At 75.1% G+C, this 25903-nt stretch carries 4 protein-coding genes (1 of these 4 running past the window's edge); all 4 read right to left on the minus strand.

Annotation, left to right across the window (positions count from 1 at the left end):
- Nucleotides 1-12837, minus strand: partial view of a non-ribosomal peptide synthase/polyketide synthase gene (locus VF092_19235; protein HEX6749438.1) — the beginning only. It extends 14289 nt beyond the left edge of the window; 12837 of the gene's 27126 nt are visible here — the first part of the coding sequence; its start codon is at nucleotides 12835-12837; the stop codon falls past the left edge of the window.
- A gap of 157 nt (nucleotides 12838-12994) precedes the next feature.
- Nucleotides 12995-16396 (minus strand): amino acid adenylation domain-containing protein, encoded by a 3402-nt coding sequence (locus tag VF092_19240; protein HEX6749439.1) that lies wholly within the window; start codon nucleotides 16394-16396, stop codon nucleotides 12995-12997.
- 5 nt (nucleotides 16397-16401) lie between these two features.
- Nucleotides 16402-21138 (minus strand): amino acid adenylation domain-containing protein, encoded by a 4737-nt coding sequence (locus VF092_19245; protein HEX6749440.1) that lies wholly within the window; start codon nucleotides 21136-21138, stop codon nucleotides 16402-16404.
- A gap of 87 nt (nucleotides 21139-21225) precedes the next feature.
- Nucleotides 21226-25695 carry a beta-ketoacyl synthase N-terminal-like domain-containing protein gene (locus VF092_19250; GenBank protein HEX6749441.1) on the minus strand — a complete coding sequence of 1490 codons (4470 nt, stop codon included), beginning with the start codon at nucleotides 25693-25695 and terminating at the stop codon, nucleotides 21226-21228.
- Nucleotides 25696-25903: the final 208 nt, after the last annotated feature.

A 25903-nucleotide genomic window follows, 5' to 3' on the forward strand; every position in this document is an offset into this window, starting at 1 on the left:
CAGCGCGTGGAAGAGCATCCCCTCCTGCAGCGGGGTGAGGGGATACACGTCCTCCACCGTTCCCCGCGCCCCCGCGCCGGCGTCCGCCAGCACGCGGTCCAGCGCCGGCTGGGCGATCGCGGCCAGGGGGAAGTCGGACGGGGTGTAGCCGCCCGCCGAGAGGCGGCAGTGCGCCACGATCTCGCGCAGCGCGTCGAGGTACTCCGCCGCCAGCCGCTGGCCGTCGGCCGCGTCGAAGCGGACGCCGGGGAGCTGCCAGGAAACGTGCAGCCGCCCGCCGGCGACCGACGCCGTGACCTGCACCGCGGCCGTGCGCCGGGCGCGAGGCGAGCGGTGCGGCCCGGCGCTTTCCCGCGCGCCGCCGAGCCACGCGCCGCCCCCCTCGCCGCCTAGCTGGCCGAGGTAGTTGAACATCACCCCGGGAGAGGGGATGGCGGCCAGCCGCGCCCGCGTCTGCGCGTCGTCGGACAGCCAGCGCAGCGCGCCGAAGCCCACGCCGCGCCGGGGGATGGCGCGCAGCCGCTCCTTCGTTTCGCGCAGCAGCGCGCCCGCGTCGCCGGCGGATGCGTCGAGCAGCACGGGGAAGGCGCTGGTGAGCCATCCCACCGTGCGCGACAGGTCCACGCCGTCGAACAGCTCCTCGCGCCCGTGGCCCTCCAGCTCCACGGCCACCCTCTCCCCGCCCGTCCAGCGGCCGAGCACGCGGGCGAGCGCGGCGAGGAGCGCGTCGTTCACCTGCGTGCCGTAGACGGGCGGCACCTCCTGCAGCAGCGCGCGCGTTGCCTCTTCGTCCAGCTCCGTCTCGACGGTGTGCGCGTCGCCCTCGAGGTCGTCCGCCGCACGGCCGCGGGGGAGCGGCGCCGCGTCGGCCCAGCGCTGCGCCAGCCACCACCCGGCCTCGGCGCGCGCCTCGTCTCCGTTCGCCCACTCCGCCAGCCGCGCCGCCCAGCGGCCCGGCGAGGTGGTGCGCGGCGGGAGCTGGACCGCATCGCCGCGCGCGGCCTGTGCGTAGGCCGTGGAGAGGTCCTCCAGCAGCACGCGCCAGGAGACCCCGTCGACCGCGAGGTGATGGATCACCCAGAGGATGCGGTCCGGCTCGCCCGCGCCCCCGTGGTACAGGGCAACGCGGGTGACGGGACCGTGCTCCGGGTCCAGCGTGGCCTGGACGCCCGCCGCGTGCGCCTCGATGACGCGCGAGAGCGCGTCGCCCGCAAAGGCGGTGAAGTCGGCCGCCTGGAACGGCGCGGTCCCGCCGGGCGCGGCGAACGCCTGCGTCCACGCGCCGTCGCCGCCGCGGGCAAAGCGGAGGCGGAGCGCGTCGTGGTGCTCGACGACGGCGGCCACGGCGCGCTCCAGCGCGGCCGCGTCCACCGGCGCGGCGGCGGCGAGCATGGCCGCCATGTTCCAGTGGTGCTCGTCCGCGAACTCCTGCGCGAAGAACCAGCGCTGGATGGGCGTCAGCGGCGCCGGGCCCACCGCCGGCCGCTCCTCGCCGGCCGGAGAGGCGGCCGCGGCCAGCGGCTCCGCGGCGGCGGCGAGCGCGGCCACGGTCTGGTGCTGGAAGAGCTGCCGCGCGGTCAGGCGCCACCCCGCGCGCGCCGCGCGGCTGACCACCTGGATGGCGAGGATCGAGTCGCCGCCCAGGGCGAAGAAGTTGTCGTGGATCCCGACCGCGTCCACGCCCAGCACCTGCGCCCACACGGCCGCCAGCGCCTCCTCGGCCGGCGTGCGCGGCCGCGCCCCGGCGTCGGGGGTGACGGCCTCCGGCGCAGGCGCGGGGAGGGCGCGCGCGTCGACCTTGCCGCCCGGCGTCAGCGGCAGGGCGGCGAGGGAGACGAAGGCGGACGGCACCAGGTACGCCGGCAGCCGCCCGGCCAGGTGCGCCCGCAGCGCGCCGGCGTCGACGGCGCCGCCGGCGGGAACGATCCAGGCGACCAGCCGCGCGGGCGCACTGCCGTCGCGCCGGGCCAGGACGACCGCGTCGCGGACGCCGGCGTGCGCGCGGAGCGCGGCCTCGATCTCGCCCGGCTCCACGCGGAAGCCGCGCACCTTCAGCTGGCGGTCGGCGCGGCCCAGGAACTCGAGCCGGCCGGCACGCAGCCAGCGCGCGCGGTCGCCGGTGCGGTACAGGCGCGCGCCGGGTGCCGTGGAGAACGGGTCGGGAACGAAGGCGGCGGCGGTCTGCGCGGCGTTCCCCAGGTAGCCGCGGCCCACCTGCGCGCCGCCCAGGTACAGCTCGCCGGGGACGCCGGCGGGAACGGGGCGCATCCGCGCGTCCAGCACGTACGCCCGCGTGTTGTGCACCGGGCGGCCGATCGGCACCGCGGCGGCATCCCCGTCGCCCGACGCCACCTGCGCGGTGGCGTCGATGCACGTTTCCGTCGGCCCGTAGAGGTTGATCACCGCGGCCCCGGGAAGCGTGCGGCGGAGGTCGCGCGCCAGCGCCGTGTCGAGCGCCTCGCCGCCCGCGAAGACGCGGCGCAGCGTCCGGCAGCGGTCCAGTCCCCCCGCCTCGAGCCAGGCGCGCAGCAGCGTGGGCACGGCCTGGATGATGGTGACGCCGTGCTCGCGCACGGTGTCCAGCAGGAGCGCGGGATCGCGGTGCGCCTCGGGGTGGGCCATCACCAGCGTGGCGCCGGCCAGCAGCGGCGCGTGGAACTCCCATACCGACGCGTCGAACGAGAACGGCGTCTTCTGCAGCACGCGGTCGCCCGCGTCCAGCGGGAAGGCGTCCTGCATCCACGCCATGTGGTTGGCCAGCGCGCGGTGCGGAACTCCCACCGCCTTGGGCGCGCCCGTCGACCCCGAGGTGAAGATCGCGTAGACGAGCGACTCGGGATGGATCTCCATCTCCAGGTCGCTCGCGTCTTCCGCGCCCGCGTCTTCGGCGTCCACGTCCACCACGCGCGCGCCGGTCCCGGAGGCGAGATGCGCGGTGGCCGAGCCGGCCAGGACGACGGCGGCGCCCGCGCCGGCCAGCATCTGCGCCACACGCGCGGCGGGGTAGCCGGGGTCGACGGGAACGTAGGCGCCGCCCGCCTTCATCACCGCGTACAGCGCCGCCACCATGGCGGCCGAGCGCTCCATCAGCACCGCCACGCGCGACTCGGGCCCCACGCCCAGCGCGCGGAGGCGGCGGGCCAGGCGGTTGGCGCGCGCGTTCAGCTCCGCGTACGTCCACCGCATCCCGTCGTGCGACACGACGGCGAGCGCGTCCGGCGTGGTGGCAGCCTGCGCCTCGAACCAGCGGTGGACTGGCCCGGCGGGGAGCTCGGCGTCCGTCCGGTTCCACGCCCCGGTGACGAGCGCGGCCTCGTCGGCATCGGCCGGCGCGGGGGCGGAGATGGCGGCGTCGGGATCGGCCAGGAGCGCGCCGAGGATCCGCGCGTAGCCGTCGGCCAGGCGCGCGGCGGTGTCGTGGTCGAAGATCTCCGTGCTGTACGAAGCCGCGCCCACGATCCCCGACGCGGCTTCGGCCAGCTCGAAGGTCAGCTCGAACTCGGCCGCGTACGGCACCGGCTCGCCGGGAAGCACGGCCTCGCCATCCTCGCCCTCCCTTTCCGCGGCGGCGGGGGCGCTCCCGTCGCCCTGCAGGAGGAAGGTGACGTTGAAGACGGGGGGATGGCTGAGCGTGCGCTCCACCCCCAGCGCGTCCACCAGCCGCTGGAAGGGCACGTCCTGGTGCGCGTACGCGTCGAGCGAGGCGCGCCGCACCCGCGCCACCGCCTCGCGGAAGCTGGGGTCGCCGGAGAGGTCGGCGCGCAGCGCCAGGCCGTTGACGAAGATGCCGATCAGCCCCTCGGTCTCCTCGCGCGTGCGGCCGGCCACCTGCGTGCCCACCACCACGTCGTCCTGGCCCGACAGGCGCGCCATCAGCACGTCGAAGGCGGCCAGCAGCACCATGAACAGCGTGGCGCCCTCGCGCCGCGCCAGCTCGCGGGCGGACTCCACCACGCAGGCAGGGAGATGGAACCAGCGGCGGGCGCCGGCGTGGGTGCGCGCGGCGGGGCGTGGACGGTCGGCCGGGAGGTCGAGCACGGCGGGGGCGCCGTCCAGCGCGCGCCGCCAGAACTCCACCTGTGCGTCCAGCACGCCGCTCTCCAGCCAGCGCCGCTGCCACGCCGCGAAGTCGGCGTACTGCACCGGCAGCTCGGGAAGCGGCGACGGCTCGCCGCGCAGGAAGGCGCCGTACAGCGCGCGCAGCTCGCGCTCCAGCACGCGCGCCGACCACCCGTCGAAGGCGATGTGGTGCACCGTCACCAGCAGCACCGAGGCATCGCCCAGCCGCAGCAGGCGCGCGCGCAGCAGCGGCCCGCGCTCCAGGTCGAAGTGCCCGGCCGCCGCGCGCTGGGCCGCGTCGATCACGGCACGCGCCTGCTGGCCGGGAGAGCGATCGCGCAGCTCGTCCACGGCGAGATCGACCGCGAAGGGCGGCCGGACCTCCTGCACGGCGCCGTGCTCGCCCGCGCGGAAGACGGTGCGCAGCGCCTCGTGGCGGCGCACCACCTCGGCCAGCGCGCGCGCCAGCACCTCCGCGTCGGCATCCGCCTCGAACGCCAGCGGGACGGCCACGCCGTACGCCAGCGCGCCGGGCGAGAGCGTCTCCATCAGCCAGAGCCGCTCCTGGCCGTAGGAGAGCGGGAGATCGGCGTCGCGCGGCGCGGGCTCCAGCGGCGGCGCGGCGGCGGCCGCGTCGCCGGCGAGGAGGAGGTCGACGCGCGCGGCCAGCTCGCGCAGGGTGGACGCCTCGAACACGGCGCGCTGCGGCAGCTCCACGCCCAGCAGCGCCCGCACGCGCGCCACCATGCGCATGGCCAGCAGCGAGTGCCCGCCCAGCGTGAAGAAGGAATCGTCCGGCCCCACCCGCTTCACCCCCAGCACCTCGGCCCAGATCGCGCCCAGCACCTCCTCGGTGGGGGTGAGTGCCGCCGCCGCGGCCCCGGCCCCGGCCTCGGCGGCCGGCGCGGGGAGCGCGCGGCGGTCCACCTTGCCGTTGGAGGTGAGCGGGAGCGCGTCCAGGAAGACGAAGACGGAAGGCACCATGTACGAGGGGAGGCGGCCGCCGAGCAGCGCCTTCAGCTCCGCCGAGGTGACGCCCTCCGCCGCCACGATCCACGCCGTCAGCCGCCGGGCCTCGCCCGCGCCGCGCGCCTCCACCACCGCGGCGCGCACCCCGGGGTGCGTGCACAGTGCCGCCTCGATCTCGCCCGGCTCGATGCGGAAGCCGCGCACCTTCACCTGCTGGTCGGCGCGGCCCAGCCACTCGAGTGCGAAAGTGCGAGGGTGCGAGGGTGCGAAAGTCGACTCAGCGCCGGGCGAGCTCTCCACCGGGTGGTTCAACTCTCGCACTTTCGCACTTTCGCACTCTCGCACTTCCTTCCAGCGCGCGAGGTCGCCGGTGCGGTACAGTCGCGCGCCGGGGACGGGGGAGAAGGGGTCGGGGACGAAGGCCGCGGCGGTGACGCCGGGGCGGCCCAGGTAGCCGCGCGCCAGCAGGCCGCCCACGTACAGCTCGCCGCCCACGCCGGCGGGGACGAGCCGGAGCGCCGCGTCCAGCACGTACACGCTCCGCCCGGCGAACGCGCGCCCGATCGGCACCACGTCGGCCGCGAAGGCGTCGTCCACCTCGAAGGCGGTGCAGGTGATCACCGCCTCGGTGGGGCCGTAGCTGTTCAGCAGCCGCGCGCGTCCCGGCGCCGCCGCCCACGCGCGGGCCGCGTCGGCGCGCATGGCCTCGCCGCCGGGGACGACGATGCGCGCGGCGCTCTTCACCGCGTCGCGCGCGAGGGGATCGCCGACGAGCTGGTGCCAGTACTCCGTGGGGAGATTGAGGGTGGTGACGCGGTGCTCGCGGACCAGCGCCGCCAGCTCGGCGGGCGAGGGGAGGTCGGCGCCGCGCACCACCATGCACGCTCCGGACGTCAGCGGCACCAGCACGTCCTCGAAGAGGACGTCGAAGCCCGGCGCGGCGAAGAAGAGCATCCGGTCGGCGGCGGTCAGGCCGTACGCCCGGGCCGCGGCCCGGCAGTGGCGCGCCAGCTCCGCGTGCTGCACGCCCACACCCTTGGGCCGCCCCGTGGAGCCGGAGGTGTAGACGACGTACGCCAGTGCCTCTCCCAGGATCTCCTCCGGGAGGGAGCCGGCCGGCTCGTCCCCGTCTCCGTCGCCCTCCACCGGGACGACGGGGAGCGCGAGCGAGGCGAGCGCCGGATGCACCTCGCCGTCCGTCACCAGCGCGGCGACGTCCGCGTCTTCCGCCATCCACCGCAGCCGCTCGCCGGGGACGGCGGGGTCCAGGGAGACGTAGACGCCGCCCGTCTTGAAAATGCCCAGCAGCGCCGCCGCCAGGGCGGGCGAGCGCTCGAGCGTCACCCCCACCCGCGTCGTGGGCCCCACGCCCAGCCCGCGCAGGCGGCGCGCGATGCGATCGGCCCGCGCGTCGAGCTCCGCGTACGTCCACCGCACGCCGCCGTCCGCGACCACGGCGAGCGCATCCGGCGCCGCCTTCACCCACGCCTCGAAGAGCCGGTGCGCCGCCACCTCGCCGTCGTCGTCCAGCGCGGGGCCGGCGCCGAGCGCCAGGAGCGCGCGCTCCTCGTCCGCCGCCAGCATGGGGAGCGCGCCCAGCGGAAGGTCGCCCGCGCGCGCCGCCATCGCCGCCAGAAGGGTGCGCAGGTGCCCGAGCATCCGCGCGGCCTCGTCGGCGGAGAAGCGGCCGGCGTCGTACGACAGCCGCAGCACCGGCGCCTCGCCGGGGAGCACCGCCAGGGAGAGGGGATAGTTGCCGCGCTCCACCACCTCGGCGGCCTCGCCGCCGCCCTCTTCGGCCGCCGTCTCCAGCGGGAAGTTCTCGAAGGCGTAGAGCGTCTCGAATAGCGGCCGGTCGGCGGGAAGGCCGCTCCAGCGCTGCACCTCGGCCAGCGGCGCGTGCTCGTGGGCCCGCGCCCCCGTCTGCCACGCCTGCAGCGCGCGCAGCCAGGGGACGATGGCATCGCCGGGCGAGACCTGGAGACGGACGGGGACGGTGTTGATGAACATCCCCACCATCTCCTCCACCCCCTCCAGCTCGGCCGGGCGCCCGGAGACCACGCTGCCGAACACCACGTCGTCCGCGCCGGTGTAGCGCGAGAGGAGGACGCCCCACGCGCCCGCGAAGACGGTGTTCAGGGTGATTCCGCTCCGCCGCGCGAAGGCCTGCAGCGCGGCGGCCTCGTCGCGCTCCATCACCTGGTCCAGCTCGCCGAACGCGGTGATGGCGCGGCCGGACGGGCCGGAGCCCAGCGGCGCCGGCGGCTCGAAGCCGGCGAGCGCCGCGCGCCAGAACGCCTCGGCCGCGGCGGGGTCGCGCCCCTGCAGCCACGCCACGTAGTCGCGGAAGGGGCGGCGGCTGGGGAGGCGGGCCGGCGGGCCGCCGAGCGCCGCCTCGTACAGCGCGCCCACCTCGGCGTACACGCGGGGGAGCGACCACCCGTCCAGCAGCAGGTGGTGGAAGGTGAGGACGGTGCGCAGCTCGTCGGCGCCGGTGCGGATCAGCGCCAGGCGCAGGAGCGGCGCGCGCGCGGGGTCGAAGCCGCGCCGCAGGTCGTCCTCCGCGCGCGCGGCGAGCCGGGCGGCGCGCTCGGCCGCGGAGAGCGCGCTCCAGTCCAGCCGCTCGACCGGCACGGCGGCCCGGCGCAGCACCACCTGCAGCGCCCGGCCGCCTTCCTCCACCACGAACGCGGTGCGCAGGATCTCGTGGCGGTCCACCACCGCCTGCCACGCCGCGGCGTACGCGTCGGCGTCGATGCCGCGCAGGGTGGCCGACACCTGCTCCACGTACATCCCCGACTCGGGCTCGGCGCGGGCGTGGAAGAGCATCCCCTCCTGCAGCGGGGTGAGGGGATACACGTCCTCCACCTCGCGCGCCCCGCCGTACGCCGCCAGCAGCGCGTCCAGCCGCGCCTGGTCCAGCCCGGCGAGCGGGAAGTCGGCCGGCGTGGCCCGCGCGGCCGATGGCTGGTCCCCGCGCGAGGCGGCGACCAGCGCGCGCAGCGCGGCCAGGTACGCGTCCGCCAGCCGCTCGATCGTCGCGCGGTCGTGCACGGCGCGCGAGAAGGCCCAGCCGATGTGCAGCCGGCCGCCGCTGACCCAGGCGCTCACGTCCAGCAGGTGCGCGCGGCCGTTCCCCGGCGCGCGGTCGGGGCCGGGATTCTCCGCGGCGAAGGACCAGAACGCGTCGCCCTCGTTCCCCTCGCCCTGGTCGAATCTCCCGAGGTAGTTGAAGCTGATCCGGGGACGGGGAAGCGCCGCCAGTGACGCGCGCAGCTCCGGGTCGGGGCTCATCCAGCGCAGCACGCCGAAGCCGATCCCGCGGCCGGGGATGGCGCGCAGGGCGTCGCGCGCGGCGGCCAGCGCCGTCACCGCGCCGTCCGCGGCGGCGACCGGGAGGCGAACGGGGAAGAGGGTGGTGAACCATCCCACCGTGCGGCTCAGGTCGACGCCCTCGAACAGCTCCTCGCGGCCGTGGCCCTCCATCTCCACCCACACCGCGCCGCGCCCTGTCCACGGCGCCAGCGCGCGGGCCAGCGCGGAGAGGAGCGCGTCGTTCACCTGCGTGCGGTGCGCGGCGGCCACGTCCTGCAGCAGCGCGCGCGTCTCCTCGGCGTCCAGCGTCACGGCGAGCGTGTCGCGCTCGGCGGCGTTGTTGGCACCATCCGCCCGATCGACGGGGATCTCCTCCTCGCCCGGCGCGCCGGCGGCCTGCGCCAGCCACCACGCGGCTTCGGCGCGCAGGGCATCGGAGGCGGCGTGGCGCTCCAGCTGCGCGGCCCACGCGCGGAACGAGGTCGTCTTCGGCGGCAGCCGCACCGGCCGGCCGGCGGCGAGCTGCGCGTACGCCGTCTCCAGGTCTTCCAGCAGCACGCGCCACGACACCACGTCCACCACCAGGTGGTGCGCGGCCAGCAGCACGCGGTCGGGCCCGTCGCCGCGCAGGAGCACGGCGCGCAGGAGCGGCCCCGACGCCAGGTCCAGGCCGCGCTCGGCGCGCACCTTGGCCTCCTCGCGCACGCTCGATCGCTCGGATTCGGCGACGGCGGCGAGGTCCACCGTCTCCACCGGCACGGCCGCGTCCGGGGTGCCGGCCTGCGTCCATCCCTCGCCATCGCGGGTGAAGCGGAGGCGGAGCGCGTCGTGGTGCAGGGCCAGGCGGTGCAGCGCGCGCTCCAGCAGCACGGGGTCTACCGCGCCCGCGGCCTCCAGCACCATCGACAGGTTGAAGTGCGACGGGTCTTCGAGCGGATGGTCGAAGAACCAGCGCTGCACGGGCGTCAGCGGCGCCGGCCCGGTCACCGGCCCCTGCTCGGCGGCGGCCGCGGCGCCGCCCGCCACCGCCGCCAGTTCGGCCACGGTGGGGTGCTCGAACACCTGCCGCGGGGTGACGCGCACGCCCTCCCTGGCCGCGCGCGAGATCACCTGCAGCGACAGGATCGAGTCGCCGCCGAGCGCGAAGAAGTCGTCGTGCACGCCCACGCGCTCCACGCGCAGCACCGCCTCCCACACGAGCGCCAGCGTGGCCTCCACGGGCGTGCGCGGCGCCACGTACGCGTCGTCGGCGGCCGCGGCGGCGCCGGGCTCGGGAAGCGCGCGGCGGTCGACCTTGCCGTTGCGGGTGAGCGGCAGCGCGTCGAGGAACGCCCACGCCGCCGGCACCATGTAGTCGGGGAGATGCTCCAGCAGGTGCGCCCGCAGCTCCGCCGCGTCTACGCCGTGCGCCGCGACGATCCAGGCGACGAGGCGCTTTTCCTCCCCCTCGCCACGCGGGAGGACCACGGCCTCGCGGACGGCGGGATGGGCCAGGAGCGCGGACTCGATCTCCCCCAGCTCGATGCGGAAGCCGCGGATCTTCACCTGGTCGTCCGCGCGGCCCAGGAACTCGAGTGCGAGAGTGCGAGGGTGCGAAGGTGCGAAAGTGGTTTCGTCACGCGATGAGTCGCTTTCGCACTCTCGCACTCTCGCACTTTCGCACTCTCGCACCTCCACCCACCGCGCGAGATCGCCCGAGCGATACAGCCGCGCGCCGGGATTCGCGGAGAAGGGATCGGCGACGAAGCGCTGTGTCGTCAGCTCGGGACGGTGGAGATACCCCCGCGCCACGCCGGCACCGCCCACGTACATCTCCCCGACGACTCCAGTGGGGACGATCTCCCCGTCCTCATCCAGGAGATGAACGGAGAGATCGGGGATGGGGATACCGATGGGAGACGACGATCCATCGACCGTATCCTCCGCCCGGATCACGCGATAGGTGACGTGGACGGTGGTCTCGGTGATGCCGTACATGTTGACGAGCCGGGGCGATTCATCCCCCCGCCGCTCCACCCAGCCGCGCAGCGTGGCCGGATCGAGCGCCTCGCCCCCGAAGATCACGTACCGCAGCGCCAGGCCGGCAGACGCCGCGGGCGGGCTTTCGTCCGACGTGCCGGCGGGCGTTTGGCCTCGATTATAGATCCTTCGGCCTGCCACCGACTGTGCGGACGCGGCTACGGTCTGGCCGGCCTCAGGATGACGTCGGGTGGGGAGCTCCGGTGGTTGAACCCCGAGGGCCGGCGTGGACTCGGGCTCGGCAGGACCAGTCGAGGCCCCAGTCCGCGAAGGCGGACTTTGTGTAGTTGTTGCAGCGAATTCATTCGCCCTCTCCTCGTCCGCGCGGATGAGCTGGCGGAAGGCGCTCGGCGTCTGGTTCAGCACCGTGACGCGCTCCGTCTCCAGCAGCGCGTGGAACTCCTCCGGGAGGCGCGAGACGTCGAAGGGGACGACGACCAGGCGCGCGCCGTACAGCAACGCGCCCCAGATCTCCCAGACCGAGAAGTCGAACGCGTAGGAGTGGAAGAGTGTCCACACGTCGTCGGAGGTGAAACCGAACCACGCGTCCGTCGCGCTGAAGAGGCGCACGACGTTGGCGTGCGTGACCTGCACTCCCTTCGGCTTCCCCGTAGATCCGGACGTGTAGATGACGTACGCCAGCGAGTCGGGGGAGATGGCGATCTCCGGCGCGTCGGCCGGCTCCGCGGCGATCGCGTCGGCATCGCACTGCAGGCAGACGACGGTCGTTCCGGCGGGGAGATGGCTCCGCAGCTCGGAGGTCGTCACCACGATCTCCGTCCCCGAATCCTCCAGCATGTACGCCAGGCGGTCTTCGGGATACGCGGGATCGAGCGGGAGATAGCCCGCGCCGGCCTTGAGGATGGCCAGGATGCCGACGACGGTCTCGATGGATCGCTCGACGGAGAGGCCGACGAGCGTGTCCGGCCGCGCGCCCAGCTTCACCAGCCGGTGGGCGATGCGGTTGGCGCGCGCGTCCAACTCCGCGTAGGTGACGGACTCGCCGCGGAACGTCAGCGCGACGGCGTCCGGCGTGCGCGCCGCCTGCTCCGCGAACAGCGCGGGGAGCGTCTTCGCGACGGGGAACGACGCCGTGGCCGAGCCGGCGGCGGTGAGCGCGGCGCGCTCGGCGGCGTCCAGCGGCGTCAGCGCGCGGGTGGCGGCGGCGTCGCCGGAGACGATCTGCTCCAGCACGCGGAGGTAGCCGGCCAGCAGCGCGCGGACGCGCTCGGGATCCAGCCGGCGCGCGTCGTAGGTGGCGGTGGCGCGCATCCCGCCCGCCGCCGGAGCGACGACGAGCGACAGCGGGTAGTTGGTGCGCTCCGCCGCGCGCGCGCCGGTGACGGTGAAGGGTGGCTCCGCGCCGTCGCCCCCGCCGCCGAGCGGGTAGTTCTCGTAGACGAAGATGGTCTCGAAGAGCGGCGCCTCGCCCGGCAGCCCGCTCCAGGCGCGCACCCGCGCCAGCGGCGACAGCTCGTGGTCGCGCGCGAGGGCCTGCTCGTCCTGCTGCACGCGCAGCCACTCGCCGATGGACGCGTCCGCGGGGACGGCGACGCGCACGGGGACGGTGTTGATGAACAGCCCCACCATCTCCTCCACCCCCGGCACCTCGGGCGGCCGCCCGGAGACGGTGGTGCCGAAGACGACCTCGCGGCGGCCGGTGTAGCGGGCCAGCACCGCCGCCCACGCCGCCTGCGCCAGCGTGCTGGCGGTGACGCGATGCCGGCGCGCCGCCGCGGCCAGCGCGGCGGCCAGGTCGGCGGAGATGGGGAGCGTCTCCTGGCCGTGCTCCTCGGCGGGGCGGCCGGCGCGCGCGGGGGCGCGGTCGAGCGGCAGCGGGGTGGGGCCGTCGAGCCCGCCCAGCCGCTCGCGCCAGAACGCCTCGGCCGCGGCCTCGTCGCGCTCCGTCACCCACGTCACGTAGTCGCGGAAGAGCGGGCGGCGCGGGAGCACGGCGTCGCGTCCCTCGCGCGCGGCCTGGTATGCGGCTGTGAAGTCGGCGAAGACCAGCGCCATCGACCACCCGTCCAGCAGCAGGTGGTGCGACGACATGAGGAACCGCCACTCGCGCGCGCCCACGCGGGCCAGCGCCAGGCGCACCAGCGGCGCGCGGCGCAGCTCCCATCCTTCGGCGCGGTCGTCGTCGAGCAGCCCGGCCCAGCGCGCGTCACGCTCGGCGGGCGGCAGGTCGCTCCAGTCTTCCACGCGCACCGGCACGGCGGCCTCGCGGAAGACGATCTGCATGGGCTGCTTCACCCCCTCCCACACGAAACCGGTGCGCAGGATGGGGTGGCGGTCCACCACCGCCTGCCACGCGCGCGCGAACGCGTCCGGGTGGACGTCGCCCTCCAGCGTGAGCACCACCTGCTCCGCGTACGCGTCCGCGTCCGCCGCGGGCGAGTGCAGGGCGTGGAAGAGCATCCCCTGCTGGAGGGGAGTGAGCGGATACAGGTCCTCTACGTTCTTGCGATTCATCGATCACGTGTACGGCGGCCCGGTAGGGGGCGCCGGATTTGAATCCAGGTAACTAGTCCTAAGTCCTGAGTCCTAAGTCCTAAGTGCTGAACGTCACGACAGATGGCACGGTGCCATTGACCACTTGGGACTTAGGACTTGGGACTTGGGACTTCTTTTACGATCCCAGCGCCGACAGGTCGCCGCCGAGCTCCTCGAGCAGCGCGGCCAGCGCCTCCTCGCGCAACTGGTCGATGCGGGTGGCGAGGTCGCGGAGGCGCGGCGTCTCGAACACGGCGCGCAGCGGCAGCTCCACGTCCAGCCGCTCCAGCACGCCGGTCGTCATCCGCATCGCCATCAGCGAGTGCGCGCCCAGGGCGAAGAACGAGTGCCCGGCACCCACGCCCCTGATCCCCAGCAGTTCCTCCCAGAGCGCCGCGAGCGTCTGCTCGGTGGGCGTCTCGGGCGCGAGGTACGCCTCCGCCTCGGCGGCCGCGTCCGGGTCGGGCTCGGGGAGCGCGCGGCGGTCCACCTTGCCGCTGGTGGTGAGCGGGAACGCGTCCAGCCCCACCACCACGGCGGGCACCATGTAATCTGGGAGCCGCTCCGCCGCGTGCGCCCGCAGCGCCGCCGCGTCGGCCGACGACGGCGTGACGTACGCCACCAGCCGCCGCGCGTCACCCTCGCCGCGCACCACGGCCACCGCGTCGGCGACGGCGGGGTGGCGGCGGAGCACGCTCTCCACCTCGCCCGGCTCGATGCGGAAGCCGCGCAGCTTCACCTGCGTGTCGAGGCGGCCGAGGTATTCGAGTGCGAAAGTGCGAGAGTGCGAGAGTGCGAAAGTGGTTTCGTCCTCGCGCGAATTTCCGTCACTTTCGCACTTTCGCACCTTCGCACTTTCGCACTTCCACCGAACCCGGTCGCCGGTGCGATACATCCGCGCGCCCGGCCGGCCCGCGAAGGGGTCGGTGATGAAGCGCTCGGCGGTGAGCGCCGGACGGTTCGCGTATCCCCGCGCCACGCCGGGGCCGCCCAGGTACAGCTCACCGGGGATGCCCACTGGCGCCGGACGCAGCCGCGCGTCGAGCACGTAGGCCCGCATGTCGGCCACCGGGCGGCCGATGGGCGGGCGCGGGTCGCCGCGGCACACGTCCTCGCAGGTGGCGTAGACGGTAGCCTCGGTGGGGCCGTACAGGTTGCGGACGGTGCGCACCGTTCCCGTCGCTAGCAGCGCGTCCACCAGGTCGCCGGGGAGCGCCTCGCCGCCCAGGTTCAGCGCGCGCAGCGTCGGCGGAAGCGCGCCGCGGCGCAGCAGCTCGGCCGCGGCGGCGGGCGCCATGAACGCCGACCGCACCGCCTCGGCGTCCACCAACTCCAGCGCGTTCTCCACCAGCACCAGCGCGCCGCCGGCGCAGAGGGTGCCGAACACCTCGGCCACGGAGACGTCGAAGGAGAAGGAGGTCGAGCCCAGCACCGCCGCCCGCTCCTCGTCCGGCATCACCTCGTCTAGCCACGACAGCAGGGTGGAGAGGCCCTGGTGCTCCACCATTACCCCCTTCGGCGTGCCCGTCGATCCCGAGGTGTAGAGGACGTAGGCGAGCGACGCGGGGTCGATCTCCATCCCCAGATCCTCCGCCGATTCTGCCTCGATCTCCGCCGCCTGCAGGTCGAGGGAGATCAGGGGGATGCCGGAGGGGATGACATCGGCCAGCGCGGAGACGGTCACCACCGCGGCCGCCCGGGCATCGCCCACGATCGCCGCCAGCCGCGCGGGGGGATACGCGGGGTCGAGGGGGACGTACGCCGCGCCAGCCTTCATCACCCCCAGCACCGCGGCGACGAGGTCCGGCGTGCGCTCCAGGCACACGCCCACCGTCGCGCCCGGCCGTGCGCCGAGCGCCGCCAGCCGCCGGGCGATGCGGTTGGCGCGCGCGTTCAGCTCCCCGCGCGTCACCACCCGCCCGGCGAAGCGGATCGCCGGCGCGTCCCGGTCCGCCGCGACGCGCATCTCCCAGCGCGCGGGGAGGGAGACAAAGGGGTGGTCGCGCCGCGACTCGGCGTTCCACCCGTGCACCACGCGGCGCCGCTCCTCCGCGTCCATCAGCGGCAGGTCGGCGAGCGGGCGGTCGGGCGCGGCGGCGGCGGCTTCCAGCAGCGTGGCCAGCTGCCGGGCGAAGCGCTCCATCGTGGCCGCGTCGAAGAGGTCGGTGGCGTACTCCAGCACTCCGCTGACGCCACCGTCGTCCATCTCCAGCGTGGCCATCATCAGGTCCCACTTGGCCGCCCCGGTGTCGATGGCCGCCAGCGGGCTCTCCTCCGAGAGGGGCCGCGAGCCGAGCAGCTTCTCCATCCCCCCCGCCGTGCTCTCGTGCGCCGCCACCGTGGCGTGGTGGAAGTAGAGCGCCTGGAAGAGCGGGTGCCGGCTGGGGTCGCGCTCCACGCCCAGCTCCTCCACCAGCTTCTCGAACGGCAGCTCCTGGTGCGCGTCGGCGTCGAGCACCGCCTGACGGGCCGTGCGGATCGCCTGGCGGAAGGTCGGCGCGCCCTCCAGCCGCAGCCGCAGCGCCGCGGTGTTGGCAAAGAACCCAAGCACCTGCTCCAGCTCCGCGCGGTTGCGGTTGGCCAGGATGGTGCCCACCACCAGGTCGTTCTGCCCCGCCCACCGCGCCAGCAGCGCCGCGAAGCCGGCCAGGATCACCATGTTCAGCGATGCCGCCTCCGCCCGCCCCACGCGCCGCAACGCCGCCGCCAGCGCGGGGGTGAGCGCGAAGCCGTGCAGCCGCCCGCGGAAGCTCTGCTGCGGCGGGCGCGGCCGGTCGGTCGGGAGATCGAGGACGGGCGCGTCCGCCAGCGCCCCGCGCCAGTAGGCCACCTGCCGCTCCAGCTCTGCGCCCGCGAGCCAGCCGCGCTGCCAGACGGCGTAGTCGGCGTAGCGGAGCGGGAGATCGGGGAGCGCCGGCTCGCGCCCGGCCGCGAAGTGGCCGTACAGCTCGTCGATCTCGCGCCCCAGCGCCTGGTAGCTCCACCCGTCGGCGGCGATGTGGTGGACGGTGGTCACCAGCGCGCAGCGCTCGTCCGACACCCGCAGCAGCGCCACGCGCAGGAGCGGCCCCGCGGCCAGGTCGAACGGCCGCGCGGCCTCCTCGCGCACCACCGCCAGCATCCGGTCGACCAGCGGCACGCCGCCGGGCGCGGTGCGGTCGCGGACGTCGCGCGCGTCCACCCGCACGGGGAAGGGATCGAGCACCACCTGGCGCAGCTCGCCGCCCTCCACGCGGAAGACGGTGCGCAGCGCCTCGTGGCGGCGGACGGCCAGCGTCAGCGCGCGCTCCAGCGCGGCGACGCCGGCCTCCGCGCGCACCAGCTCGGCCCCGGCCACGTTGTACATGGGGTTGCCGGGGTCGTACTGCGCCACGAACCACATCCGCTCCTGCGCGAACGACGCCGGGAACGCGGGCCCCGCCCCCGCGCAGCGCGGGATGGGCTCCTGCGCGCGCGCGGCCGAGGCGTCGCCGCCCAGGCGCCGCCGCAGCAGCTCCAGCCGCCCGGGCGAGAGCCCGGCCCGCCGCGCGTCCGTCATCGCCGTCAGATCTCCTCGAGCTGCGCCAGGAGGTCGTCCAGCTCCTCCTGGTCCATCCGCGCCGCGGGGAAGTCGTCGACGGTGTAGCCCCCCTCCCGCGGCGCGCGGGCCCGCTCGACCAGCGCGCGCAGGGCGGCGCCGTAAGCCTCGGCGAGCCGCTCCATCGTCTCCGCGCGGAAGACGCGGGCGCCGTAGAAGATGCCCATCCGCAGCACGCCGTCGGCGACGGAGCCCTCCACGGAGATGCGGTGCGTGCGCGGCTGCGACGGGTCGCGCGTGGGGCCGATCGGCCCCGCGGCGGGGACGAGGAGCGCGCTGGAATCGGGTGCGGCGGCGCCGGCCTGGCCCATGTAGTTGAAGCTGACCTCCGCCGCGGGACGCGCCGCCAGCTCCGCCGCCGCGTCACCCGCGAGCCAGCGCAGCAGGCCGTGGCCCATGCCGCGCTCGGGGACCGCCCGCAGCGCCTCCTTCACCCCGTTCAGCGTCGCGGCGGCATCTCCCGTGGCCTGCAGGTGGATGGGGAAGACGGAGGTGAACCAGCCCACCGTACGCGAGACGTCCACGTCGTCGAACAGGTCCTCGCGCCCGTGCCCCTCGACGTCGACGAGGAGCGATTCGCGGCCGCTCCAGGCGCGGAAGGCCTCGGCCAGCGCGGCGAGGAGCGCGTCGTTCACCTGCGTGCCGAAGGCGGCGGGCACCTCCTCCAGCAGCGCGCGCGTCTCCGCCACCGTGAGCTCCGCGACGGCGACGGCGGTCCCCGCCTCGTCGTCCGGCGCGCCGGGGACGTCCGCGGGGAGGGGATCGGCGGCGGCGGGGAGGGCGCCCAGCCAGAACGGGAGCTGCGCCAGCGTCTCCGGGGCGCGGGCGCGCTCGTCCAGGCGGCGCGCCCACTCGCGGAACGCCGTCGTCTTCGGCGGCAGCCGCACCTCGCCGCCGCCGGCGAGCTGCCGGTACGCCGCCTCCAGGTCCTCCGCCAGCACCGGGAGCGAGACGGCATCCACCACCAGGTGGTGCGCCGCGACGAGGATCCGCTGCGGGCGATCGGGCCCGAGGTCGAAGAGCGCGACGCGGAAGAGCGGGCCCGCGGCCAGGTCCATCCCCGTCTGCACCGCCGCCGCGCGCGCCTCCATCTCCATCTCCAACTGCTCCTGGGGGATGGAGGATAGGTCGAAGCGGTCGAAGGCGGCCGGCTCCGGGACGGCGGTCGATGCCGTCCATCCCCCGTCCCCGCGGACGAAGCGAGTGCGCAGCGCGTCGTGGTGCGCGGCGACGGCGTCCGCGGCGCGCTGGAGGAGATGGGGATCGAGCCGCCCGCGCGCCTCCAGCGCCATCCCCATGTTCCAGTGCTCGGGACGGGGGATGCCGCGCTCCAGGATCCAGCGCTGCGTGGGGGTGAGCGGCGCGTCGCCGGTGACGGGGCCTTGCTCGGCATCGATGGGCGTCGCCGTCTCGGCCGCGGCGGCCAGCTCGGCGATGGTCTGGTGCTGGAACACCTGCCGCAGGGCGATGCGCACGCCCTCGCGCGCCGCGCGCACGATCACCTGGATGGAGAGGATCGAATCTCCCCCCAGCTCGAAGAAGTTGTCGTGCACGCCGACGGACTCACGCCCGAGCACCTGCGCCCAGACGCGCGCCAGCACCTCCTCGGCGCGGGTGCGCGGCGCCGTCTGGTCGCCCGCCGCCTCGGCGATCTCGGGCGCGGGGAGGGCGCGGCGGTCCAGCTTGCCGTTGGGCGTGCGCGGCAGGGCGGGGAGGAGCACCAGCGCCGAGGGCACCATGTACTCCGGCATCCCGCTGCGCAGCGCCGCCCGCAGCCCATCCGCGGTGACGCCGTCGTCCGCCGCGACGTACGCGACCAGCCGCCGCGATCCCGGCGCGGGCTCGTGGACGATCGCCGCCGCCTCGCGCACGCCGGGGAGCGCGAGGAGGGCCGTCTCCACCTCGCCCAGCTCGATGCGGAAGCCGCGGATCTTCACCTGGCGGTCGGCGCGGCCGATGAACTCGAGTGCGAAAGTGCGAGAGTGCGAGAGTGCGAGAGTGGTTTCGCCTGGCTCCGCCTCACTTTCGCACTTTCGCACCTTCGCACTTTCGCACGTCCAGCGCGCCACGTCGCCCGTGCGGTACAGGCGCGCGCCGGGGACGCCGCCGAACGGGTCGGGGACGAACTTCTCGGCAGTGAGCGCCGGGCGGCCCAGGTAGCCGCGGGCGACGCCGATGCCGCCCACGCACACCTCGCCGGGAATGCCGGCGGGGAGCGGGCGCAGCGCGGGGTCGAGCACGTACGTCTGGAGACCGGGCCAGGGGCGGCCGATGGAGATGCGCCCCTCGGCGGCCGGATTGATCGACAGGGTCGCGCCGACCGTGGTCTCCGTCGGCCCGTAGCCGTTCACGAAGCGGCGGCCGGTCCCCCAGCGGCGCACCACCTCCGGCCCCACCGCCTCGCCGGTGGAGACGACGGTGCGCAGGTCGGGGAGCCCGTCGGGCGGGAGCGTGGCCAGGACGGAGGGGCCCAGGGTGACGACGTTCACCCGCTCGCGCTCCAGGAACTCCGCCAGCAGCTCGCCGGCCGCCGCCTCGTCGCGCGGGGCGATGACCAGCGTGGCGCCGGAGAGGATGGTGAACACGTCCCACAGCGACGCGTCGAACGAGAACGAGGCGAACTGGAGGACGCGCGCGCCAGGGTGCGCGCCCAGCACCTCGGCCTCCATCGCCGCCAGCGACGCGATCCCCCGGTGCGTCAGCACCACGCCCTTGGGCAGCCCGGTGGAGCCCGAGGTGTAGATCACGTACGCCGCGTTCTCCACCTCGTCCGCGCCCTCCAGGTTTCCGTCATCCCCCTCCATCACGTCGGGGTGGATCACGGGGATGCCGGCGGGGATGGCGTCGTCGCCGCGCTCGGCGATCACCACGCGCGCGCCCGAATCCTCCAGCATGTACCGCCGCCGCTCGGGCGGATACGCGGGGTCGACGGGGAGGAAGGCGCCGCCCGCCTTCGACACGGCGAGCATCGACTGGATCACCCGCGGCGAGCGCTCCAGGCAGAGCGCGACCACCGTCTCCGGCCCCACGCCGGCCGCGCGCAGCCGCCGCGCGAGCCGGTTGGCGCGCGCGTTCAGCTCCGCGAAGGAGACCGCCTCGCCGGCGTGGCGCACCGCCTCGGCGTCGGGCGTGCGCGCGGCCTGCGCCTCCCACAGGCGGTGGAAGGGCGCCGGCTCCACCGCGGTCGCGGGGCCGCGGCTCCACCCCTCCAGCACCTCGCGGCGCTCGCCTGCGTCGAGGAGGGAGAGCTGCGAGAGCGGGCGCTCCGGCTCGGCGGCCGCGCGCGTGAGCAGGGTGCAGAAGTGGCGGCAGAAGCGGTCGACGGTCTCCGCGTCGAAGAGGTCGGTGGCGTACTCGACCACGCCGGACAGCTTCGGGCCGTCTTCCAGCGTGGCCATGGTCAGGTCGAGCTTCGACATCCCCGTGTCGACCAGCGCGGCGCGGTTGTCCTCGTACACGGGGCGCGCGTCCAGCCCGTCGTCGACCGCGCTGGTGTGCGCGGCGATGAAGGTGTGATGGAAGTACATCACCTGGAACAGCGGGTTGCGGCTGGGGTCGCGCTCCACGTGCAGGTGCTCCACCACCTTCTCGAAGGGCAGCTCCTGGTGCGCCTCGGCCTCCAGGATCAGCATGCGCGCCCGCCGCGACGCCGCGGCCAGGCCCGGATCGTCCGTCAGGTCGAGCCGGAGCGCGGCGGAGTTGACGAAGCACCCCACCACGTCGTGCAGCTCGGGGCGGTTGCGGTTGCCGAACAGCGCGCCCAGCACCACGTCGGCGTTCCCCGAGTAGCGCGCCAGCGTGGCCGCGAAGCCGGCGGTGAGCACCATGTTCAGCGTCACCTTCTCGCGCAGGCAGAGGGCGCGCAGCGCGGCGGTGGTGGCCTCGGGAACGACGAAGTGGTGGAAGGCGCCGCGATACGACGGACGCGCCGGGCGCGGCCGGTCGCCCACCAGCTCGGTCTCGGGCGCGCCGGCCAGCAGGTTCCGCCAGTAGTCGACGTGGCGCTGGAGCGTGGCGCCGGTCAGGTGCTCGCGCTGCCAGACGGCGTAGTCGGCGTAGCGCAGCCCCGGCGCGGGGAGGTCGGCGCGCTCGCCGCGGCGGTCGGCGGCGTAGAGCGTCCACAGCTCGTGCAGGAGAAGGGGATACGCCCACCCGTCGGTGACGATGTGGTGCACGGTGATGACGAGTGCGTACCGCTCGTCGTTCACGCGCAGGAGCGTCATGCGCACCAGCGGCCCGCGTTCCACGTCGAGGAGGCGCGCGCCTTCCTCGGTGACGAGCCGGCGCACGTCGCGCTCGAAGTCGTCGCCTACCCGGTCGCGGACGTCGCGCACCTCGGCCCGCACGGGGAAGGGGGGGAGGACGACCTGGCGCAGCTGTCCGTCGACCACGCGGAAGACGGTGCGCAGCCCCTCGTGGCGCCGCACCACCTCCGAGAAGGCGCGCTCCAGCGCGGGGATGTCGGCGTCGGCGCGCACCAGCACGGCCACGGGCACGTTGTAGACGGCGTGCTCGGGGTCGAGCTGGGTGACCAGCCACATCTGCTCCTGCATGAACGACGCGGGGTGCTCGGGCCCCGGGCCGGCGCAGCGGGTGATGGTCTCGAGCGCGGGCGCCGCGGCCTCGCCCCGGCCGGACAGCCGCTGCTGCAGCAGCGCGCGTCGCTCCGGCGACAGCCCCGCGCGGCGGGTAGTGATATCCATTCGATCAGGTCCTTTAGTCCTGAGTCCTAAGTCCTAAGTCCTAAGTGCTGAGTGCTCACACACTTAGCACTGGGCACTGGGCACTTCCTACCTCGCTACCAGCGCCGCCACCTCTTCGTCGCTGAGCGCTTCGAGCTCGGCGATGATGGCGTCTTCGATCAGTTCGGACATCCGGGCCACCGTCGGGGCCTCGAAGATGGCGGCCAGGCGCAGGTCCACGCGGAACATCACGCGCACCCGCGACACGATCTGCGTGGCCAGCAGCGAGTGCCCGCCCAGCCCGAAGAAGTCGTCGTGGATCCCCACCCGCTCGATCCCCAGCAGCTCCTGCCAGAGGGCGGCGAGCTTCTCTTCCACCTCGTTGGTCGGCGCGGCGTAGCTCCCGGCGTCCGCGGGCCGCGCGTACAGCGTCCCGGCGTCCGCGGCCGCGGCGGGCTGCGGCGCGGCGGCCGCGCGCACGCGCTCGTCCAGGTCGGCGGTGGAGACCAGCACCACCGGCTCGGACGCCAGCGCCAGCACCCGCTCCAGCGCCGCGGCGATCTCAGATGCGCGGAGTCCGTCGTCGGCTGATTCCTCGTCCCCGATCCACCGATCCCACGCGACGCTGGTCCAGCCGCGGCGGCCTTTCTCCCGTCGATGCGTCGAGAAGGCGTCGGTCAGCGCGTTGGCGGCGGCGTGGCGCACCCGGCCGACGACGCCCAGCACTCCCGCCAGCGACGACTCCACCAGGCAGAAGCCCGGCGTCCGCCTCGCCAGCGCCTCGTCGAGCGCGGCCAGTGTCTGCTCCACCTCCGCGACCTGCGCGGCCCACGTTGCCGGCTCAGCCTCGGAGACCAGCGCCAGGCCGGCGGCGTCGCCCAGCTCCGGCGAGTAGACCACGCCGTCGATGCGGCCGAACCGCGCCTCCGTCTCGGCCACGGCCCGCGCCAGCGACTGCGCGTCGGCGGGATCGGTGGCGATTGCCAGCGTCACCGCTCCGGCGGCTTCCAGCGCGCGCGGGAGATCGGGGGGGATGGACGGCGCGGCCAGGGCGATGCGCACGCCGGGCGTGGCGGCCATCACCTCGGCGATGCGCGCGTTGCGGCCCGCCGCGTCGCCGATCAGCAGGTAGGCGCCGCCTTCGCGGAGCGCGGCCGCGCGCGGGGCGGGGAAGGGCTTGAAGGTGCGCACCCAGCGGTGGCGTCCGCGGTACGCCGTCACGGGATCGTCCGACCCGCCCACCACGTCGGCCGCCAGCATCGCGGCCAGCTCGCCGCTCTCGGCCGCGGGACGGACGACGTCCACCACGCGGCACGACAGCGACGGGTACTCGCGCGGGAGCACGGCGCAGGCGCCGTGGATGGCGGCCGCGCGCGGATCGATCTCCTCATCGCCCACCACCTCGTGCGCCGCGGCGGTGACGACGACCAGCTTCGCCTCACCCAGCGCGTCGGCCAGGAGGAGGAGCGAGCCGAACGCCTCGCCCGGATCGCTGTCCACCGGGCGTGCGTCGACCACCACGTCCGGCTGCAGCTCGTCGGCGGCGAGCGAATCGACCAGCGCGCGATGGTCGCCGCGCTCGCGGGGGCGCAGGACGCGCAGGTGCCCGTCGCTGGCGAAGTGGTCGCCGGCGCGGGCGAGAATCAGCTCGTGCCCGGCCTCGCGCAGCGCCGACGCCACCCGCTCGCCGAACGGGCCGGCGGAGAGGACGAGCACGCGCTTCGGCTCCGGCGACGCGGGCGGCGGGGGCGTGCGCGTCCATGCGGGGACGTACGTCCACTCCGCCGGGTCGGCGCGCCGTCCGACGGAGACGGGCGTGGCGACGGCGTCCGCGGACGGCGCCTCGATCCAGTAGCGCTGCCGCTCCCACGGGTACGTCGGCAGGCGCACGCGCAGGCGCGATTCATCTCCCCGGAGCGCCGTCCAGTCGGGCGAGGCGCCGGAGGCCCAGAGCCGGCCCAGCGCCTCGAGCAGGAACGGCGCGTCGGGCTTGCGGTCGTACGCGTAGCGCAGCGAGGGGATCACTGCCGCGGGCGGCTCGGCGTCGCCCTGGCGCTGGCGGACGAAGGTGGAGAGCGTCTGCCCCGGGCCGACTTCGAGGAGGATGCGCCCCGGCTCCTTCAGCAGCTCGGAGATGCCGTCCGCGAAGCGCACCGTCCCCAGCATGTGGCGCGTCCAGTACGCCGGGTCGGTGGCCTCCGCGTCGGAGATCCACGTCCCCGTCACGTTCGACAGCAGGGGGATGGAGGGCGGGCGCAGGCGCGTCTGCGCGATCCGCGCGGCCAGCTGCTCCGCCGCGGGCGCCATCATCGGCGAGTGGAAGGCGTGCGTGGTGGCCAGCCGCCGCGCCACGATCCCCCTCTCTCCCAAGCGCCGTTCGAGGATGGAGACGCCCTCCTCCGGCCCGGCCGCCACGCACAGCCCCGGCGCGTTGATCGTCGCGATGGCGACGCCGGCGGGGAGGTGGGGACGGAGCTCGCCGGGCGCGGCGGAGACGGAGAGCATCACGCCGCCGGGGAGCGCCTGGATGATGCGGGCGCGGTCGGCCACCAGCGCCAGCGCGTCCTCCAGCGGCAGGATCCTGGCGATGCAGGCCGCCGCGTACTCGCCCAGCGAGTGGCCGATCACGGCGGCGGGGACGATCCCCCAGCTCATCCACAGCTTCGCCAGCGCGTAGTCGATGACGAAGACGGCGGGCTGCGCGATCTCGGTGTGGTTCAGCCGCTCGGCCGCCGGGTCGACGGCGGTGTCGCGCCCCAGCATGCGCCGCATGTCGAAGCCGGCGGCGGGCACCGCGTCGGACGGCGCGTCGCCGGGGAACATCACCTCGCGGATGTCCATCCCCATCAGCGGGCGCAGGATCTCGGCGCAGCGGTCGACCTCGGCGCGGAAGACGGGCTCGGCCGCGTACAGCCCGTGCGCCATCCCCGGGTACTGGTCGCCCAGCCCGGGGAAGAGGAAGGCGACGGTGCGGCTCTCCCCCTCGACGACACCGCTGATCGTGCGGTCGGGCGCGGCCATGACCGTCGTCGGATCCTCGCCCTGGCGGAGGACGACGGCCCGGCGGTGGGCGAACGCCTTCCGCCCCTCGCGCAGCGTGAACGCGACGTCCGCCAGCGGGAGATCGGGATGTTCTCGGAGATGGTCCGCCAGCCGCGCGGCCGCCGCGTCCACCGCCTCGCGCGAGCGCGCGGAGAGCGTCAGCAGCTGCCACGGGCGCGACGGGCCGGACGGCGCGCGCGCGGGCGCCTCTTCCAGCACCACGTGCGCGTTCGTCCCGCCGATGCCGAACGAGCTCACCCCGGCGCGCCGCGGCGCCCCGTCCACCGTCTCCCATGCCCGCGCCTCGCCCGCGGCGACGAAGAAGGGCGAGCCGGCGAAGGCGATCGCCGGGTTGGGAGATTCGAAGTGCACGGTGGGCGGGATCTCCCGGTGCTCCAGCGCCAGCACGGTCTTGATGAAGCCCGCGATCCCCGCCGCCGTGTCGAGGTGGCCGACGTTGGTCTTCACCGCGCCCACCGCGCAGTAGCCGGCGCGGTCGGTGTGGGCGCGGAAGGCACGCGTCAGCGCGGCGATCTCCAGCGTGTCGCCCAGGTCGGTGCCGCTCCCGTGCGCCTCGACGTAGGTGACGGTGTCCGCGTCCACGTCCGCGGCGGCCAGCGCCTCGCCGATGACGGCGGCCTGGCCTTCGACGCCGGGCGCGGTATAGGCCACTTTCGCCGCGCCGTCGTTGTTCACCGCGCTGCCGCGGATCACCGCGCGGATGGGGTCGCCGTCGCGCAGCGCGTCGGCCAGGCGCTTGAGGACGACGACGCCCACGCCGCTCCCCGAGAGCGTCCCCGCGGACCGGGCGTCGAAGGCGCGGCAGTGCCCGTCGGGCGAGGTGATGCTGCCGGGGGCGTGCAGGTAGCCGGTGTCCTGCGGCACCAGCACGGTGGCGCCGCCCGCCAGCGCCACCTCGCACTCGCCGGAGAGCAGGCTCTGCACGGCCAGGTGGACGGCGACAAGGGCGGTGGAGCAGGCCGTCTGCACGTTCAGACTGGGGCCGCGCAGGTCGAGCTTGTACGAGGCGCGGGTGGCCAGGAAATCCTTGCCGCTGGCCAGGTGCGCCCCGAACGCGCCGACGGACGCCAGCAGCGCGGGGTTGCCCATCACGTGGCGCTCGGCGTAGCCGCTCTGGCCGGCGCCGGCGTACACGCCCACGCGCCCGCCGCTGCCGGGGACGTGGCCGGCGTCTTCGAGTGCCTCCCAGGCGCACTCCAGGAAGAGGCGGTGCCCCGGCTCCAGCATCTCGGCCTCGCGCGGGCTGTAGCCGAAGAAGCCGGCGTCGAAGTGCTGCACGTCGCGCAGGCGCCCGATGGAGCGCACGTAGCCGGGGTCGGCCAGCTCGCTCTCGGGGATGCCGGCCGCGCGCAGCTCGTCCGCGCTGAAGTGGGTGATGGACTCCACTCCCTCGCGCAGGTTGCGCCAGAACGCCTCCAGGTCGCTCGCGCCCGGAAAGCGCCCCGCCATCCCGATCACGGCCACGTCGAAGTCGCGGCTGCGCTCGTGCTCCATCCCGTATTCCGCCTCGCTCATCGCGCTGTTCTCGTTATCCAAGAGTCAGTCGTGTCGTTCGGTGACTACCATCCCCGCGAGACTCTCCCCCTCCGCTTGACCCTCCCCGGAGACCCTCCCCCCGCGGCTGGGGCCGCGTACCCCCTCCCGATAACGGGAGGGGGTAACTTCGAGCGCGCCGCCGCAGCCCACGGCACACTCAGAAAGTCCGGTGCGACGCGATCGTGGC

The organism is Longimicrobium sp. (assembly GCA_036377595.1).
Taxonomy (GTDB): domain Bacteria; phylum Gemmatimonadota; class Gemmatimonadetes; order Longimicrobiales; family Longimicrobiaceae; genus Longimicrobium.

Coding starts and splice junctions, on each gene's coding strand:
- VF092_19240 (HEX6749439.1), bottom strand. CDS start 16,396: ATGACGGACGCGCGGCGGGCCGGGCTCTCGCCCGGGCGGCTGGAGCTG.
- VF092_19245 (HEX6749440.1), bottom strand. CDS start 21,138: ATGGATATCACTACCCGCCGCGCGGGGCTGTCGCCGGAGCGACGCGCG.
- VF092_19250 (HEX6749441.1), bottom strand. CDS start 25,695: ATGAGCGAGGCGGAATACGGGATGGAGCACGAGCGCAGCCGCGACTTC.